Genomic DNA, 14071 nt, shown 5'->3' on the forward strand with positions numbered 1-14071 from the left:
TCTTTCTACTTATAAGCAAAATAACAATAAGTGTGGGCTGGTTTTAAATCTTTAAAAAATTCTTCAAGAATACGATCACCGAAGTCCGTTAACCGCTCTCCAGCACATGATTGCCCAGCGCGAAAACGAGTGATATTGTCATCGGCATTTGTGACAGTTACACGCCACATATACCCCAAATGTTCTCTAGGGGAATTTTGAATAGGAATATCACCCGCATTCGGAAGGTCATTTTGAAGATGGGAAAATTCTTTAATTTCAATGCGATAGCCAATAGATTCAGCAATTTGTTTAAAATAAGGAATAGAAAGTCCGCCTATTGCATTGAGCTGTATAATCACTTTTCTAACTCTATCGCTGTAACTTTTGCTCAAGTCAGTGGTTATGCCACAGATTCTCTCCCAATCTGCAAGCATACTTCCTGATTTTTCAGGTTCAATCACATTTAACACTTGCTCTGCACTGCGTTGTAATACTTCAAAGACATTCCCATCTACTTCACATTGCGCTACAAAACGTTCACCATTGCGGTCATACGAAATAGGTGGATATAAATTCTTTAAAACATCAGAATAAGATTTATTCATTATGGCATTTCCGTGACATTCACATTCCCTAAACGAAACCACTCAATATTACGAACAATATCAGCTTGCAGATTAGTACTTGGGGATAAAATATTTCTATCAACAACACCAATAAGGTCACTGACAATAGCTTCACATTGAGAAATAATTAAAGGATCTGCTGGTGAAATCTGATTAAAGTAATGTGTCAATGCAGCTTTAATTTCTGTGGTGATTGAACTTAAACTTGCACCCCTAAGCTTTACTTTTATTTCAAAATCAACTCGTCGAGCAGTTGGTTTCACTACCTTAGCTTCTCTTGCTGTGACAGGTCTCACATCATCAATATATGCTTGAGCTCTAGCTACCGTCTCATCACTAGGCAAATCACCATTACTTGTTACTGCAATATCAACTGTTCCTAATCCACGACGCAAGGGATAAACAAATGCGGCTTCAACGCCATCAACATCTAATGCCCATTCTTTATAATCATACCTATTCCCACCTGCTGGCGGTCGTCGAATACGATTTAGTAGTCTCTCCAATAGAGAAGCATCCGTCTCCGCATCAGTTCCACCAACAATATCCCTTAAAACACAACTCGTTTTAACACCCACAGGTGCAGACATAAAGTTGGCATTTTGTGGCTGAATAATATTATATTTTGCCCCTGTCGATAGCGCTTTTACTCGTAAAACAAGGCTATCATTGCTTGAAATACGACCTTCATTGATTATCTCGTAGAAGCGACCATCATCAGTAACAACTTGAGCTCCGCTTTTAATCACAGAACCGACTTGTCCAAAAATCTGCAATCCCAAACCACTTGCGTAAGTTGCTTGGCGACGTCGAATACCTCGTAACGCCGCGTGCTTCTCTAAAAATTCTGTATCTGCAGTATCTGGGAAAAATTGCTTAATAATCCATTTTTGATGTGCATATAACCCTTCGGCAGCAGCAGCTAAACTACTGGCTCGGGCATAGTTATCAGAATCGACAGAAATGTCCGCATCAGGTTGAAATGACACAACATCCCTTAAAATAGCTTGCCTGATCTCATTTAATGATGGTGTTAAAAACATTTAAACCCCTTTTAAATCACTTTTACCGCATGTTCAAACGAGAATGTCTCTCCCCGAGCATCTGTAACATGAATATGTAAAATAAGAGAGCCATTTTTAGGTTGTGTATACTCAACGCGAATGGATTCAGCTCGTCCATCGTCAACTAGGGGTTGTAACGCTTCTTCTGCATACTGCTGAGCCAAAAAACCTACACGGCTTAAATCTTTCTCACGTGTAATAAGATGGAGTAGAGAGCCTACACGCCCGTCTGCCCACCACGAGCCTAAAGGAGTTGTAAGTCTGATATACACCGCATTTTGCAAGGTGTGAATGTGTTCACTTGTGTAGTCCCGAGTGAGCGGGCTGATCTCTCTATCCATAATCCAATAATAGAGAGAAAAGAGAAAGGAATAGAGTGGCAAGACTTCAACGTTGCGAGCGGTTCAATAAGACAATTTTTTGTCATATCTCACCGCTATTTATTAAACATTCGGCATCCCGCGTCCATCATTTTGATGTGTATGATTTTTCAGTGATACAGTACCTGCTTTCACATCACCATCAGTCGAAAAACTCCCACCAGATTGAATAACAGAGCCACTAAAACTTGCACCATCACCGCCTTGAACAGCCATACCGCCATTACCATTGATTTTCCCTTGAGCAGTAAAGACTTGATCGGTTTCAAGTTTTGGCGTCTTAAAACTTGCTCCATGACTTGCCGAAACTTCATAGGTTTGACAGTTTATTTTAAGGGTATCACAGTCAATTTCAACTAAACGACCATTTTTTAAAATAATGGTTGAGCCACTTGAATCATAAATTGCGACTTCACCATCGTTCAGCCCTTTAACTCTAAAAGTCCCATTCTCTGTCGCAATAACAATAGCATGGCTTGTTTTACCCCCTAAAGGCAAAATAACCGCTTGAGTGCCACTAGGTGGGACAGAAGTGTAGCCAAATTGCTGTATTAATTCCGCATCTTGTAGGGTTTCATCAGCCAACCCAGAAACCTGAACAAGCTGAATGTTTGGTGTACTTTTCACCAGATTTAATACCCCCCTAAATGCTGAACGAGCACTTTGTTGAGCATTCTCAATAACCTGTTTAGTTTGTTTAGCTAATTTACGCATCATCTAACTCCCAAGAACCTACAATTTCAGCTTCCTGTTTACGCCCTTTACTTTTTTTACCTTTTCGCTTACGTGCTTTTTCTGCTTTTGCTTTATAAGCATCAGGTGTCCAGATACCATCTTGTTTAAGTCGTAATTCTGTTTGCGTACCACCATGGCGACTTAACATAAATCGACGCCCCATTAAAAAGAAAATGGCATCAATATCATACTCTTCGCAAATCACATGTATACGTTGCCCTGGTTGCCATAAGATACCATCTCGCGTTTTATGGTCGGGCACAGTAATTGACAAATCAAAGGACTCCAACTGCCAATCGGAGATCTGCTTCTTCGCTTGCTTTTTCAAGGACGCCAAATCATCAACATCACTTAACACTACCGTTTTTGGCTTATAAAGATTTAACTCAGGATTTTTATAAACCCACTTAAAATCATGTTTAGCATCATCAATATCTCTTCCATGTTTTTGAGCTAAGAAAGTGACTTCAGAATAACTTTGTGATACATCAAAAGACAAAGATGCTTCAGTAAAATTATTTCGACTATCATCACTAACTTGCACGCATAATGTCGCCACAGGTGGGCTAGAATAATCTGCACCACCTACAATTAATGTGCCATTAGGTTCAAACCAACAATGCAACCCAGCAGAGTTTGCGCAACGAATAATGGCATCCCAAGCTGTTTCCCCCACATCAATATCAACTTTATCTAGTTTAGGATTATTTTCGGCTTTGAGTGTGATCTCTTTTATGCCTAAAGGTGTGGCGATTTTCTTAACAGCATCTAATACCGAAAGCCCCTTAACATTTGTAATAGGCGCAGAGCAATCTAATAATACAGATGCTAAATCTCGCCCGTTTAAAGTATAAGAACGCCCACCCTTACTGATTCTATGCTGAGTTGTATCCACAATGCCTGTTAAGACAACTTGTCCATTGATTTTCACCAAGGCTTTTTTTCCCGAAAAGTTAGGTAAGACTTGCATTTCACTTGATTTACCTAAATCAAATGAAAAGCTATCCGCAGGAATTAAAAAATCGCTATCAATATCGTAGCTTTTCCAGTTTTTATGCTGTTTCCCATCAATTTCAACGATAATCTCATTTTCAATCATAGCTGCTTATCTCGAATAACAGTTTAGTAAAGTGCCCGAAGCAATAAAATTGCTATTACGGATTTGTGGATTTAACCGCAGCAACTCATCATAGCGAGTATGATCGCCATAGAAATCATGCGCAATTTGCTGAAGCGTTCCGTTAAAGCCAACTTCTTTAATAATTAATGGTGGTTTTTGATTGATTGCAGTAATTGCAATCTGCATGAGTTCTCCTGCCATATTTCGTAGACTTTCGCCTAATTGATAGGTTGCAGTATAAAGCCCGTTATTTGGAGCACTCACTAACGCTTCTAACTGTTCAGCGTTTTCCAAGGCTCGAATCTCATTTAAACTCTCAACAATCATTAAACGAGACTGTTGTGTGATAAATTCAATTTCATTTGGCGTTAAATCGTGCGAGAACGATTCAATAATATCCACCGCGACTTTAGTAATAGTAGCGCACGCAAGCAGATGTAAGACACACTTAAGACTTTGTACATCTCTTGTAGATAAACGAGTCGCAATAGCAGAGCCTTGTCTCTCTTTAACCGCAAAAAACTGAGACGCAGATTTAATCCGCTGAGCTTGACCCGTAGTCAGCATTTTCGGAATGCTTAAGACCTGTTGGAGCTCACGTTTAATTTCACTGAATTCGGCTTTAATACCCAGTACGGAGTGAAATCTTTTTTTTGTCACATAATCATCAATTAAAGACTTAAATAAATTTAATGCAGATAAATTTTGAGATTTAAAATCATCCAGCGTAACACCAAGTGGTAAGTAATGGTTTTGCGGATCAAATTCAAAAATCGCGCCTAATTGCTCAAAACAACCAAAGACAGCGCCCCATTGAGCCAAAATACGTGATTTTTTATGACGAGATGCCGCAATAACATCCATAATTTGCCCCCACCAATCCAGCATATTGGCAATAAATGAGTCCAGCAAAATAAAAAATTGGTCCAGTTTTGACAATAAACTATGCTCAAACACAAAAATAGGCTGCATAGGCGTTGATTCTGAAAATGTTAAATCTAAGGTAACGTAATTCACATTTTCTGCATCATGGCGCAAATTTGCCGAAACTAACAACATATTCGGCATACGCCCGCGAATAGGATGAACTAATACATCAGCCCCTTTTTGCTGAATGACCGCCAGTAATTTCTGATAATCCGCGTAATAATTTCGACCAAAACAAATCGCTTGTAACTTAACCGACTGGGCATTAATACCCATATCTTCTAAATCTGCACCATTCACAAAAGGATAGTCATGTTGGACAATGGCACGATCAAAGACATCATCCACACTAATCACATCAAAGAGAACGCCTTTGTACATAGCTTGCTGTACAGGTATAGCCCAATTATTCATGATCACCCCATTCTTTTATTAAAACTAAATAATCTCTCAGAAACCTGCTCGGTTAACATCCTGCCATCAACTTCGACGACTATATGATTCGCAATCGTATGAGATTGAGATGCAAGCCCCATCTCTAATGCACTAGAAATGGATTGCCCAAACGCCGCAAAATCTGCTTGATAAGTCGCAAGCACATTTTCTACCGCATTCACCTTAGGTTTTAATTCACCTGAAATAACACCTTGCAAATTCATCCCCATATCCATAACCGACTTCATTGCTTGGCTTGCAAAACTATGCTGCTTAGATGTCTCTGTACTAGGTGGCAAAGGTTGTCTGAATTCAGATGCATACTTAGGTGGTAAGACATTAGGTAGTAACGGTTGCTTAATTTGAGGTACACGCTTAGAAGCAATATCAGGTCTTGAAGCTTCTTGAATAAGCGTTTCATTCCTGCTTATACGCTGCTGAGCTTGGGAAGGGCTTAATGTCCCTTGCTTTTCTCTTTCCTGTGCAATCTTGTTGTCATTCAAACGATCTGCAATCACATAAGCACCATGATAATTATGCTGTGGCTTAATCCCACCCATTGCTGTATTGCCGTAGGTAAATACCGAAGGCTTATAACTATGTTGCTGCTCTCTAAATTTTTTCTCTGCATCCGCTCGCTTTTCTTTCTCAGCTTCCTGCCTTGCCATATAAGGCACAAAACCTTCTGCTGCACCGTATAAACCTAAACCGACACTCGCTAAAGAACCAAAACTCAATGCTCTAGCAGCAACACTTCCCCCTGTGGATACACCAGCAGCACTTGTCGTTGCAGTGGTTGTTGTTTTAAAGATATTCTTAGCGAAATTCCCAAGCCCTTTTGGATTTTTACCTGCCAACAAATCAAGCACGCTTGAAGCAGCCAATGCAGCTCCAAAAGCAAAAACAGCATCTTTTGCACCGACTAAAAATTGGGTTAAATTTGGATATTCGTTTCCATATTTAACAAGCTGTTCGCTTAATGCCCCTAACACATCATTGACTTTCTCAAAATTCTGCATTTGAGCAAACTCAGTAGTATTTTTTAGTGATTCAACTTTATGAGCCGCCGTATCTCGTACGACAGCATGGGATGTTTCTGTTGCACCTTCACTTTCGTCAATACTTTTTTCTACCTTGTCTCCAAGCGCAATATTATTGCGCATAGCAACAAGAGCCATCACGGCTTGTCTATCGGAAATAACTTGCCCAATAGCAGATGCTTCAATTAAATCTGTCATCTGATTTAATAGCTTTTGTTGCTCTTCGCCTTTAGCATTTTTGATACGCTCTTGCAACCCTTTGTACTTGTCATTGTTGCCCACCGTATCTTCAATTACCGACATGAACGCTTCAAGCGAGTTTTGTCCCTTACCCTTGTAATGCTCCATGGACTTCATATAGTCAATTTTACGGGTCTTACCATCTTTGCCTTTATATTCAAGCCCTTCTATCCGTTTGGTTGTTTCGGTAGCAGTAATTTTACCCAACAGGTTAACAAGGTTATTTCCTGCTTCATCACTTGTTCCAGCAGTAACTCGCGCCTGTTGGTTAGCGACAAGTAAAGTCTTAAAACCGTCTAATCCAGTCAAACCGATAGACTTTGCCGCAGCCATTTGTTGTGGTAACCAACGAGCCATATCTGCAAGTTCAAAATTTCCCGCTTGCCCTGCGGCAACAGCCATATCTAATACTCGACCAATATCGCCTTCTGCAATGCCAAACTGTTGCATGGCAGAAATCGCAATTTGTGCCATATCTTCAGGCGTTGCGCCTGTTGCGACAGAGCCTTTTTGCAATGTAGGTAAGAGATTCATCGCGGTTTCTGTCGAGACTGCTCCAGATGCAAGCAATTTGTCCAAGGATGCAAGGGCATCTTCTTTTGTTCCACCACCAACTGTCACCGCTTTTTGCACCGCGTCGAACAACTCTTTTTTGCCCGAAATTCGACCTTGAACATCACGATCCGAAAACGCTGTATTTGACACCATAGCTAGACGACGGTCGAAATCCATTTGATTACGAGCAGGTTCTCTCACCACCATTGCCCCAGCAGCAACACCAGCCCCAACGCTCATCAAACCACGACCAACACTTGCAGCCTTATCCCCAAAGCTAGATTTTCCAAGCTCCGCATTTAACTCTTTGATACGTTGTTTTGTTTGCTCAGAGGCACGACGTAGCTCATTTTGTGATGCCACACCAGACCGTTTCAACTGCTCATAAGCCGCACGAGTTTGACCAATTTCCTGCTGTATCGCATTTTCCGAACGAACCCCCAAGGTTTCTCTTGCTCTTGCTACATCAGTTGCAGTCTTCCTTGCATTGCGGTAAGCCTGTTCGATTCGTTTTTGTGAGGATTGTGTAGCCGTTGCGACTTTTTCAGCCGCATTAACCTGAGCTTGACTGCTACTTTGCGCAGATTGCTCAGCATCTTTAAACGCCTTCTCGGTTGCTTTTCCAACCTTACTAATCACTTGACTTGCATTATCTTTCGCATTGAGTTCAAGCTGAACCTTCATCTCTTTTGCCATATTTAAACTCGTTTTAAACCTTATTTAATACCAATAAAAAAGGGGCTTACGCCCCAATTTTTCCACGTCGAGTAAAAATAAAACTCTCTTGTTTTACACTATTATCAGGGCTATGGCTGGATTTTTGTGGTTGTTTTACCCCTTCAAACTCCAAATAACTCTCAATCCAAGCCGATAACTCAATCAGCGACATTTGCCACACACGATCTGCAGAGATTGCAAATTTTGCGAACAAAATCACCGCTTGTCGGTACTGTTTAAAGGCATCCGCTACGCCAAACCGTCCTGACTGTTGCTTAGATTGTCTTGGCTCACCCCACTTTCGATACGCTTTTTTTTAAGCATTAACGTCGCTTCAATTAACTGCCAATAGTCATCCGTGGTTAAATGCTCAAATAAAAATTGTGCATCAACGTTTTCCTCGGGAATACCGTCAATAGTGATTTGCTGAGAAAGATAAGCCATATCCACTAAAGTTTTCTCTTTGTGACTGGCGTTATCTTCATCAATCCCTAATACATCAATCATCTCAAGGGCAGAGCATTGTCCACCCATAGTAAGTAAACGTACGTGTACTTGCTTATAAAGCTGATGATTAAATTCAATGCCCAAACCCAGTTCAATTCTCATTATTCATACACCTTACGTAATGCACCAAGCTGAATGTCACGTACAGACTCATTATCGACCGTATATGAGCTACCTACTTCCGTAGAGAAACAACCTAGGTAAGAAGTGCGTTTATCTGACTTATTGAGAGGATAGAGCGTTAATTTCGCATTTTTAATGTTATCCCAATCAACGAAAGTGCCATCTTCAGGTTCAACCGCAGTCACGCTAATCGTATATTCTGCAATGCCTTGCATATAACCTTTAGCTCGCCCCTGACTATTCATTGTTTTAACAACTTTTCGCCCTGTTACCGTTTTGGTATCAATTTTAGTAATATCAATTTCAACACCATCTACTTCCAATACACAGGAGCCTTCATAAACTTGAGCCATTATTTACCCCCTATAAAATTAATGTGATTTTATTGCGAATGACATGTAAACCATTCACAACATCCGCAGGAATATCTAAATCTAAATAAGTCGGATCTAACGCATTTTTGACAACCACTAAACGATCTTTCCAACCATCTACATTTTCGATAATCTCTTGCCCTTCGAGCTGATAAAGCACATCAAGCACTTCAGAACGAACCTTCGCAGGCATCCGTGGCGAGTTTTTCGCACGTGGAAAACGCAAGCGTTGACGTGTTTGAATTGCTTTGCGCACATAATCTAAGGTTCTTGGTGTTGTCAAATCCAAATAGCTAGGATCATCTGTGTTTGTGACTGACTTGGTATACGTCGTAATTGCGCGTGTAATCTGGACACGATTTACAACCACTTCAAGCGGGCTCAAACCATTGAATAACGCTTGGTTAACTTCCGAGAATAACGGTTTTTCAGAATCATCGACCAACGTTAATCCTTTCACTTCCAACGTATTCAACGGACGAGCAGGATCTTCTTCAGCAGCAATCACCGCGCCATAGCCCGCTGCAATAATGGCATTTGGCTCAACCGCCCCCTTATACCAACCGACTGTGATACGTTCAGAATTAAGATTAGATGTAAAAGTAGTACCCGTTGAGAACGTACCACGCCACCCCATGACACCAATACCTGGTTTATCTTCAATAGGGCTTGCCATAGTTTCCAAATGCTCACGTAACGCTGTTGCATTTTCATCGTCCGAAAAAGCAGAAATAATCACGTTATAATGCGTACCTGCAACACTTGCCAGAGCATCGGCAATTTGTGCATTTCGTTGCCCACCCGAAATAGCAGTAACCTGAGCATTTAACCCCTGAGCGTTATTTTTAACAGACAAGGCAATTTCATTACCAATTTCGCCTTTACCTTTCGCCGTCAGTTTTAATTTGCCACTTTCTTCTGTACTGGCAATTACAGGGCTATAACGAGATCTATTAATAACAGCGGCAAGACGATTATTCACCACACTTGCTTCTTCGCCTTTAGCAACAGACGTGTCATAAACTTGTCCTGCAATAACAACGCTAATCACACCATTACTACTTGCTGTGCCTGATAAGGTGACATTCCCAACAGCAGCAACGCCAGATAAATGGTCTTTCAAACCAATCACAGTTAAACGAATGGTAGGGTTATTTTTAATCGCTTGTCTTACCATGAGATGAGCTAACGAACCTTCACCAAAATATTTCTCGGCTTCCACATCGCTGAATAATTTAATCGGTTTGGTAAAAGCTTGGTTATATTCTGCGGTCATTGGAGCAATAATTAAGACTTCCTGCTCATTCGTTGGCAAGGTAGTTACTGCATCTTTATTGTTATACTCGGTATAAACCCCAGGTTTACGTAAACTATTAGGAATTTGCTCAAAATCAACCTTAGTCATGATTCACCACCTTTTCTTTTTTAGTATTAACTTGCGTAACCACAATCAGGTCACCATCAGCAATACGACGTTGATAATAAATAGAGCTCTCAATCTCTACCGACTCTTGCTCAATATAACGATGCGGATAACCTTCAACAGGCACTCGCACCCCTTTAGCTGCTTTAACTTTTAACTTCATCTTTATCCTCCGCTTCGACTTTAAATGCTGTTTTGGCATTATTTGTCGGATCAAAAATTACACCTTGTACACCATTAAAATCCCCAAAAGGCTCATCTAATTTGCCACGGTATTGTTTAAAAACCTTCTCAAGACCATCAACACCGACAGGGAATCGCCCATCTTCTAAAAAGCCGTTTTCGGCATAGCTCATTTCAAACTCAATCGCAAAAGCAGAGATTTTCTCTTTTTTCACTTCCGCATTATTCCAAATAGTGCGGATTCGCTTGGGTTGGATAGGTGACACCAATCCCCCTAAAGTTTGATTAATCAGCAAATACTTCACCGCACCAAGCAACAGATTTACACCGACTTCTTGAGATGTTACGCCACCCACACGCCCCGCAACGGCGGAACGCATAGAGCGAGCCATCACCAACACAACAAAGGTCTCTGTCGCAACATACCGTTTTCCACGAGCGTTAAGAGAACGTGAATCAAAATCAGAGCCAGCGTAAGAAACTAAACAAGCAGGCAAACGGCGTACATCAAGCTGACTATCGTCAATTTCGCCAGAATAACTCCCGACCGAATACACCATCTTGCCAAGCCCAAGTCGCAACCGCTCAATCAATGCTTGCTCAATTTTAGTAATCATCGTTGGTCACGCCCCCAAATACGATTACCGCCATTAAAAAACTGCACACTATTGTCGCCATTAGATAAATCTTCAACAGAAGACTCATCAAGCCCAAGTGACACAATCCCTTTTGAGATACTCTCAAGCTCTTTTAAGCAAAATTTATAGCGATTTTCGACTTCTTCGGTCATTGTTACCGATGATTTACTGGTCAGATGATAACGAGCCAAATCACAACAAATGCGTCTCAGATTTTGTGGTACAGACCCCAAAGGCAAGCGATAACGCCCACTCAAATAACCGTCAATTTGACTAGATGAATCTTTTAGAGCAACAACCAATAAGGCTTCATCAACAACGCCAAGCCCATCACGATCAGTCAGCTCTATTGATTCCCGTTCACCAATACGGACGACAAAATCTTCAACATCAGCATAAAGTGATGTTTTATCGCCAAGCGCAGAAACCACACTTTTAATGTCGGCATACATCGCTAGTTCTCACAAATTGGCACAAGCTCAAGATAAGGATCTTGCGAAAGTGCAATAATCTGCTCACCCGTTAAGGCATCAAACGGAATTTCCACCGCTTTATCTTTGGTAAAGCGATAACCGCAACGCCCATAGCTTGCTTGTGGGTGAATCGCCTTTAAGGTGATTTCAAAGGCAATTGGCTGAATTACCGCACCATCTGCTTTTGCATCTGCCACTTTTTCATCTGTTGCATTAGCTGAATCCGCAGAATCTGACTGTAACGAGTTCCCCGCTGTATCTTTGGTTTCATCTGCACCGCCTTTTTCTAACTCAGCGGTTAGCTTTTCTTTTTTTGCTTTTGCTTTTTTAGCCATACTTACCTCAGATTTAAGATTTATAAAGGGTGGGAAGCTCCCCACCCCACAATAACTACTCAACAATTTGAGCGCTCACGGCTACTTTTAATACGCCTTTTAACGGATTGCTTGTACCATTAATCACATCGGCTTCAAATAGCTGACGAGCTTTGTACTCAAGTGACGGCGGAACAAGGATCACACTTGGACGGATATTCAAGAGCTTGTCACCATCGCCTTTTAACATACGCATCTTCGCCAACACATCCATCACCACATCAGCGGTTAAGTCAGACGATTCCACACGGTGAATCAGTTGCCAGAAACCAAAGCCAGCATTACCACGAGCACGCACACCCCACAAATACACATCTTCCATAAAGACTTTGTCGGATTTAGACGGATCAAACTTCGCTTCAATTTCAGGCTTAGTGCGTTCTTGCCAAATCAACGGCTTAATCGCATTAGTATCATCTAAAATATAAAATGCAGGTTTGCCTGATGCTGAGCCAGTGGTGACATTACTTTGCTGTTTCGCCACGCCAGTACCGTCCACATTCGGATAAACAGGGTGGTCAGTGTCAAAAAAGTTCTGCCCGTCATAACAAAGGGTAGATTTACCTTTTTTAAGCAACCCAAACACCAAATCATCAGGTAACTCCGCAGCACTTTGTCCAGCTTGTTGCACCACTGGCGTAAATAATCCCACTTGATCGTCTTCGATATCTGTGCGTTTAATGCCAACCGTCGATTCAAATAACTTGTTTTCAATGGTCATACCTTGAGCTTGCATCTTCTGGATTTGACGCTCACCCACCCATTCACGCATTTTCGGGAACGCACCTAACCAAGCATAAGTATTGGTCGCAGTTGATGATGCAATACGCATTGCAAGCATTTCCCACTGCGGTTTAATTAGACTTAAACCTGCTTTAAATTCTGTTTTAAATGCCGTATCTAATGCATTTAACAACTCTGATTTTTTAAATTTATCCATTACGCACCTGCCTTTTTATATTTTTCAATGTACTCTTCAGGAGTTAAACCTAACGCTTTTGCCCCAGCCATTTCCGCATCCGACAACGCAACTTGCTTCGTCTGCTCGTTCGGGTCTTTACCCCCAGTCTGCGTCCCCGCAAGAGCAGGGTTAGGCGATACCGTTGCCAAATAATCTGATAACGCCACCAGATTTTCTTTACCTAATTTTTCCGCCCACGCTTTCTGTGCAGGCAACAAACGTCCATCAGATAATGCAGATTGAATTAACGCATCACGTTCTTTATCGTTCATTTGCTGCTTAATCTGGTTAAGCTCAGTTTGCACCGCTTGCAAATCGCTTAACGCCACAAATTTTGCAGGATCGGGATTGTTTACCTTCGCAGTCAAAGCCACGACTTGCCCTTGCTCTTTGGCAAGTTCGGCATACACATCGCTTAATGCCACTGAGCTATCGCCTTTCGCTGCCGACAATGCCGTCAGCTTAGTTGTAATTTCATCGTCCGTTGCTTGAGCCGACAAGCCAAACAACTTAATCAAAAGTTCTTTCATTTTGGTTTTATCCTCGTTAGGTTCTAAAAAGTGAGAAAACTGAGCAGACATTGCGACCGCTTCCGCCAAATTGTGTAATGCAGGGCGGTTGGTTAAAGCAGCATTTAACACCTTAATCACCGTACCCGACGCATCAGCCAAGAACAGCGGTGAAATATAGCGATAAATCCCATCTTTAATTTCAGCCACCGCCTTAGATGTCCAACGCACATCAGCAAACAAGCCTTCGCCTGAAATATATTCCGCTCTCACAATCCAGCCTGCCGCAGGATTGCCTTTACCGTTTTCTGCAATAAAGAGAGTTTGATGCTCATAATCAATCATCAGCTCAATGCTTAACTGATTGATCTCATCTGCTAATTGATAGCCGTTAGAATCTCCTACATAAAACGCCCCCTCACGTCCATCTTGCGGATGAAACCAACCAAACGGAAAAAGCTGAATACGCCCATTGACCGCGTTAGCAAGTTCAAAACTGCAAGCTATCGGATTAAGTTTGAATTTACGCTTCACAACGCACCTCATACAAAATAATGAGACTAGAGAATAAGAGATTGATTAAAAGGAATAGAGTGGCAAGACTTCAACGTTTAACGTTTTTTTCAGAAATTATCTTGCAAGAGAATAAAGTAAGAAAGGAAACCCATTTTAAAACGTTTTAAAA

General features: G+C 41.3%; 17 protein-coding genes. All 17 read right to left on the reverse strand.

The features are described from left to right. Nucleotides 1-5 precede the first annotated feature (5 nt). Nucleotides 6-587, reverse strand: coding sequence for a YmfQ family protein (locus C5N92_RS10610; RefSeq protein ID WP_111750817.1), 582 nt, complete (start codon nucleotides 585-587; stop codon nucleotides 6-8). Then, nucleotides 587-1651, reverse strand: a complete 1065-nt coding sequence (locus C5N92_RS10615) for a baseplate J/gp47 family protein (RefSeq protein ID WP_111750818.1) — start codon at nucleotides 1649-1651, stop codon at nucleotides 587-589. Before C5N92_RS10615 ends, C5N92_RS10610 begins: the two co-directional genes overlap by 1 nt. An 11-nt stretch (nucleotides 1652-1662) precedes the next feature. After that, a complete protein-coding gene (locus C5N92_RS10620) occupies nucleotides 1663-2013 on the reverse strand; it encodes a phage GP46 family protein (protein ID WP_111750819.1) in 351 nt (116 codons plus the stop codon). A gap of 102 nt (nucleotides 2014-2115) precedes the next feature. Next, nucleotides 2116-2766 carry a phage baseplate assembly protein V gene (locus C5N92_RS10625; RefSeq protein WP_111750820.1) on the reverse strand — a complete coding sequence of 217 codons (651 nt, stop codon included), beginning with the start codon at nucleotides 2764-2766 and terminating at the stop codon, nucleotides 2116-2118. Next, nucleotides 2759-3886, reverse strand: a complete 1128-nt coding sequence (locus C5N92_RS10630; protein ID WP_111750821.1) for a phage baseplate assembly protein — start codon at nucleotides 3884-3886, stop codon at nucleotides 2759-2761. The genes C5N92_RS10625 and C5N92_RS10630 overlap by 8 nt, the downstream gene beginning before the upstream one ends. Nucleotides 3887-3892: 6 nt before the next feature. Then, nucleotides 3893-5248: a DNA circularization protein gene (locus tag C5N92_RS10635; RefSeq protein ID WP_111750822.1), complete on the reverse strand. Its 1356-nt coding sequence runs from the start codon at nucleotides 5246-5248 to the stop codon at nucleotides 3893-3895. A gap of 2 nt (nucleotides 5249-5250) precedes the next feature. Next, a complete protein-coding gene (locus C5N92_RS10640) occupies nucleotides 5251-7800 on the reverse strand; it encodes a phage tail tape measure protein (RefSeq protein ID WP_238138404.1) in 2550 nt (849 codons plus the stop codon). Nucleotides 7801-7846: 46 nt separating this feature from the next. Next, nucleotides 7847-8041, reverse strand: coding sequence for a hypothetical protein (locus C5N92_RS10645; RefSeq protein ID WP_111750823.1), 195 nt, complete (start codon nucleotides 8039-8041; stop codon nucleotides 7847-7849). Nucleotides 8042-8070: 29 nt separating this feature from the next. Then, nucleotides 8071-8430: a hypothetical protein gene (locus C5N92_RS10650; protein ID WP_111750824.1), complete on the reverse strand. Its 360-nt coding sequence runs from the start codon at nucleotides 8428-8430 to the stop codon at nucleotides 8071-8073. Beyond that, complete coding sequence (locus C5N92_RS10655; protein ID WP_111750825.1) at nucleotides 8430-8804, reverse strand: phage tail protein; 375 nt, start codon at nucleotides 8802-8804, stop codon at nucleotides 8430-8432. Before C5N92_RS10655 ends, C5N92_RS10650 begins: the two co-directional genes overlap by 1 nt. A gap of 10 nt (nucleotides 8805-8814) precedes the next feature. Beyond that, on the reverse strand, nucleotides 8815-10230 hold the full coding sequence (locus C5N92_RS10660; RefSeq protein ID WP_111750826.1) for a phage tail sheath subtilisin-like domain-containing protein: 1416 nt from the start codon (nucleotides 10228-10230) through the stop codon (nucleotides 8815-8817). Beyond that, on the reverse strand, nucleotides 10223-10411 hold the full coding sequence (locus C5N92_RS10665; protein WP_111750827.1) for a DUF2635 domain-containing protein: 189 nt from the start codon (nucleotides 10409-10411) through the stop codon (nucleotides 10223-10225). The genes C5N92_RS10660 and C5N92_RS10665 overlap by 8 nt, the downstream gene beginning before the upstream one ends. After that, on the reverse strand, nucleotides 10395-11048 hold the full coding sequence (locus C5N92_RS10670) for a DUF1834 family protein (RefSeq protein ID WP_111750828.1): 654 nt from the start codon (nucleotides 11046-11048) through the stop codon (nucleotides 10395-10397). The genes C5N92_RS10665 and C5N92_RS10670 overlap by 17 nt, the downstream gene beginning before the upstream one ends. After that, nucleotides 11045-11521: a gp436 family protein gene (locus C5N92_RS10675; RefSeq protein WP_111750829.1), complete on the reverse strand. Its 477-nt coding sequence runs from the start codon at nucleotides 11519-11521 to the stop codon at nucleotides 11045-11047. The genes C5N92_RS10670 and C5N92_RS10675 overlap by 4 nt, the downstream gene beginning before the upstream one ends. Nucleotides 11522-11523: 2 nt before the next feature. After that, on the reverse strand, nucleotides 11524-11877 hold the full coding sequence (locus tag C5N92_RS10680; protein ID WP_111750830.1) for a transcriptional regulator: 354 nt from the start codon (nucleotides 11875-11877) through the stop codon (nucleotides 11524-11526). A gap of 55 nt (nucleotides 11878-11932) precedes the next feature. Further along, on the reverse strand, nucleotides 11933-12856 hold the full coding sequence (locus C5N92_RS10685; RefSeq protein ID WP_111750831.1) for a Mu-like prophage major head subunit gpT family protein: 924 nt from the start codon (nucleotides 12854-12856) through the stop codon (nucleotides 11933-11935). Continuing rightward, the gene (locus C5N92_RS10690) at nucleotides 12856-13932 is read right to left on the reverse strand and encodes a phage protease (RefSeq protein ID WP_111750832.1); all 1077 of its coding nucleotides are present in this window, start codon (nucleotides 13930-13932) and stop codon (nucleotides 12856-12858) included. The genes C5N92_RS10685 and C5N92_RS10690 overlap by 1 nt, the downstream gene beginning before the upstream one ends. Nucleotides 13933-14071: the final 139 nt, after the last annotated feature.

It is taken from the genome of Glaesserella australis (assembly GCF_003260095.1).
Taxonomy (GTDB): domain Bacteria; phylum Pseudomonadota; class Gammaproteobacteria; order Enterobacterales; family Pasteurellaceae; genus Glaesserella; species Glaesserella australis.

Coding starts and splice junctions, on each gene's coding strand:
- C5N92_RS10610 (WP_111750817.1), bottom strand. CDS start 587: ATGAATAAATCTTATTCTGATGTTTTAAAGAATTTATATCCACCTATT.
- C5N92_RS10615 (WP_111750818.1), bottom strand. CDS start 1,651: ATGTTTTTAACACCATCATTAAATGAGATCAGGCAAGCTATTTTAAGG.
- C5N92_RS10620 (WP_111750819.1), bottom strand. CDS start 2,013: ATGGATAGAGAGATCAGCCCGCTCACTCGGGACTACACAAGTGAACAC.
- C5N92_RS10625 (WP_111750820.1), bottom strand. CDS start 2,766: ATGCGTAAATTAGCTAAACAAACTAAACAGGTTATTGAGAATGCTCAA.
- C5N92_RS10630 (WP_111750821.1), bottom strand. CDS start 3,886: ATGATTGAAAATGAGATTATCGTTGAAATTGATGGGAAACAGCATAAA.
- C5N92_RS10635 (WP_111750822.1), bottom strand. CDS start 5,248: ATGAATAATTGGGCTATACCTGTACAGCAAGCTATGTACAAAGGCGTT.
- C5N92_RS10640 (WP_238138404.1), bottom strand. CDS start 7,800: ATGGCAAAAGAGATGAAGGTTCAGCTTGAACTCAATGCGAAAGATAAT.
- C5N92_RS10650 (WP_111750824.1), bottom strand. CDS start 8,430: ATGAGAATTGAACTGGGTTTGGGCATTGAATTTAATCATCAGCTTTAT.
- C5N92_RS10655 (WP_111750825.1), bottom strand. CDS start 8,804: ATGGCTCAAGTTTATGAAGGCTCCTGTGTATTGGAAGTAGATGGTGTT.
- C5N92_RS10660 (WP_111750826.1), bottom strand. CDS start 10,230: ATGACTAAGGTTGATTTTGAGCAAATTCCTAATAGTTTACGTAAACCT.
- C5N92_RS10665 (WP_111750827.1), bottom strand. CDS start 10,411: ATGAAGTTAAAAGTTAAAGCAGCTAAAGGGGTGCGAGTGCCTGTTGAA.
- C5N92_RS10670 (WP_111750828.1), bottom strand. CDS start 11,048: ATGATTACTAAAATTGAGCAAGCATTGATTGAGCGGTTGCGACTTGGG.
- C5N92_RS10675 (WP_111750829.1), bottom strand. CDS start 11,521: ATGTATGCCGACATTAAAAGTGTGGTTTCTGCGCTTGGCGATAAAACA.
- C5N92_RS10680 (WP_111750830.1), bottom strand. CDS start 11,877: ATGGCTAAAAAAGCAAAAGCAAAAAAAGAAAAGCTAACCGCTGAGTTA.
- C5N92_RS10685 (WP_111750831.1), bottom strand. CDS start 12,856: ATGGATAAATTTAAAAAATCAGAGTTGTTAAATGCATTAGATACGGCA.
- C5N92_RS10690 (WP_111750832.1), bottom strand. CDS start 13,932: ATGAGGTGCGTTGTGAAGCGTAAATTCAAACTTAATCCGATAGCTTGC.